At 63.7% G+C, this 2,243-nt stretch carries 2 protein-coding genes; both read left to right on the forward strand.

Annotated elements, in window-relative coordinates; translation table 11 throughout:
• Window positions 1–696, forward strand: a 696-nt coding sequence (locus EN750_RS30430) for a hypothetical protein (RefSeq protein WP_127398944.1), incomplete at its 5' end; no start/stop codon positions are given.
• Window positions 696–2,192, forward strand: a complete 1,497-nt coding sequence (locus EN750_RS30435) for a sugar ABC transporter ATP-binding protein (RefSeq protein ID WP_127398945.1) — start codon at window positions 696–698, stop codon at window positions 2,190–2,192. The genes EN750_RS30430 and EN750_RS30435, both read left to right, overlap by 1 nt.
• Window positions 2,193–2,243 lie beyond the last annotated feature (51 nt).

The following is a 2,243-nucleotide window of genomic DNA, read 5'->3' on the forward strand; positions in this document are numbered from 1 at the left end:
GCCTATGCGGATGACGGCACGCTGTGGCTGGCCAATGGCTCGGCCGAGCACGCGCCGTCGCAATGGGCCGCCGATCTGATGAAGAAGGGTGCCTCCGGTTCGCTGTGGAAGCGAGACGCCGCGGGCGGTGATTTCCGCAAAGTCGCCGGCGAGATTGCCTTTCCCTATGGGCTGCATCCTGTCGGCAGGGATGTGCTGGTCTGCGAAAGCTGGCGTCATCAGTTGGTGCGTTTCGATGGCGCGACGGGCAGCCGCTCGACGGTTCTGACGCATCTGCCCGGCTATCCCGCGCGGCTGTCGCCTTCCGCCGATGGTGGGGCGTGGCTGACCTTGTTTGCGCCGCGCAACCGGCTGATCGAATTCGTGCTACAGGAAACGCATTACCGTCAGGACATGCTGAGCCAGGTGCCGCCGGCCTACTGGATCGCGCCAGCGCTGGCCTCCAGCCGCAGCTTCCTCGAGCCGCTGCAATGCGGCGGCATCCGCACCATGGGCATCCACAAGCCATGGTCGCCGAGCCGCTCCTACGGGCTGGTGGTCAGGCTCGACCAGAAGATGCAGCCGCAATTCAGCCTGCACAGCCGCGCCAACGGCACGCGCCATGGCATCTGCAGCGTTGCGGAAAAGGACGGTCTTCTGTTCATCGCCTCCAGGGGCGGCGACTGCATCCTTTCCGTCGCCACGGGAGGTTTCTGATGGAACCGATTGTCCGTCTGGAGAATGTCACCAAGAACTACCGCGGCGTGCCCGCTGTGAAGAATGTCAGCTTCGACCTGCGCAAAGGCGAGATCCACGCGCTGCTTGGCGAGAACGGCGCGGGAAAATCGACGCTGACCAAGATCATCGCCGGTGTGGTCGACGCCACCTCGGGCAAGATGTTCCACAAGGGGCAGGAGATCGCCTACGCCTCGCCGCACGCGGCGCTTCAGGCCGGTATCGCCATGGTGTTCCAGGAAACCAGCTTGGTGCCGTCGATGACGGTGGCGCAGAACCTTTATCTCGGCACCGAAAAGTTCCTCAACCGGCTGCGCGGCACCTACATTTCGGCGCAGCAATTCCTGCAGTCGCTGAACTTTCCCGTCGATCCGAACGCCATGGTGGCGACGCTGGGTGCTGCCAAGCGGCAGATGGTCGAGATCGCGCGCGCGGTGCACCACAATGCCGAGATCATCATCTTCGACGAGCCTACGGCGACGCTGACGCCGGAAGAAAAGCGGCACTTCTTCGCGCTGATCCGCCGGCTGAAGGCGAGCGGCGTCTCCATCGTCTTCATCAGCCACGCGCTGGAAGAGGCGCTGATGATCGCCGACCGCATCACCATCCTGCGCGACGGCGAACTGGTCGTCACCGATGACACGTCGGCCTTCGACCGCGACAAGATCGTCGCCGCCATGGTCGGGCGTACCCTGTCGGGACAGATCTACAGCCAGCGCGACGAGGCCAGGCTGCGCAAGGCCGGCAAGAAGGTCCTGTCGGTGCAGGACATCTCGATGAGCAATGTCGTGCGCAACAATTCCTTCTCGATCTTCGAGGGCCAGATCACCGGCGTGTTCGGGCTGATCGGGTCGGGCCGTACCGAGACGTTCAAGATCGTCTCGGGCATCTACAAGCGCGATTTCCGGCGTGGCGGCGCCATTGAGCTGGACGACAGGCCGGTGCGCTACCTCGTGCCGAGCGAAGCGGTGGCTGACGGCATCGTCTATGTCACCGAGGACCGCAAGAGCGAGGGCATCTTCGAGACGATGGGCATTGCCGAGAACCTGTTCGGCGGGCTGCTGGCGGCGGGCCGCGAAAAGGCCTGGGTAATCAACGCGCAGGAAATGCGCGCGCTCTCAGCCGAATGGACGAAGACGCTGAACATCAAAGCGATCAACGACAATGCGCGCGTCGTCGAGCTTTCCGGCGGCAACCAGCAGAAGGTGGTGATCGGCAAAGGGCTGGTGCAGCAGCCGCGCATCGTCATCTTCGACGAGCCGACGCGCGGCGTCGATGTCGGCGCGATCGCCGAGATCCATCAGATCATCAACCGGCTGGCCGACGAGGGCCTGGCCGTCGTCGTCATCTCGTCCTACCTGCCGGAGATCATGAACCTGTCCGACCGCATCCTGGTCTGCCGCCAGGGCCGCATCGTCGAGGAGTTTTCGCCGGCCGAGGCGACGGAGGAGAAGATCATGTACGCGGCCGTGCATTAGGTTTTTGGCTGGTGCCTACGTTGATAATTGGCCAGGACATCCATCCCTTCG

This window comes from Mesorhizobium sp. M7A.F.Ca.ET.027.03.2.1, assembly GCF_003999175.1.
GTDB lineage: Bacteria > Pseudomonadota > Alphaproteobacteria > Rhizobiales > Rhizobiaceae > Mesorhizobium.

What these genes read in the sequence shown, in the direction of transcription:
- EN750_RS30435 (WP_127398945.1), top strand. Translation starts at nt 696, where the DNA reads ATGGAACCGATTGTCCGTCTGGAGAATGTCACCAAGAACTACCGCGGC.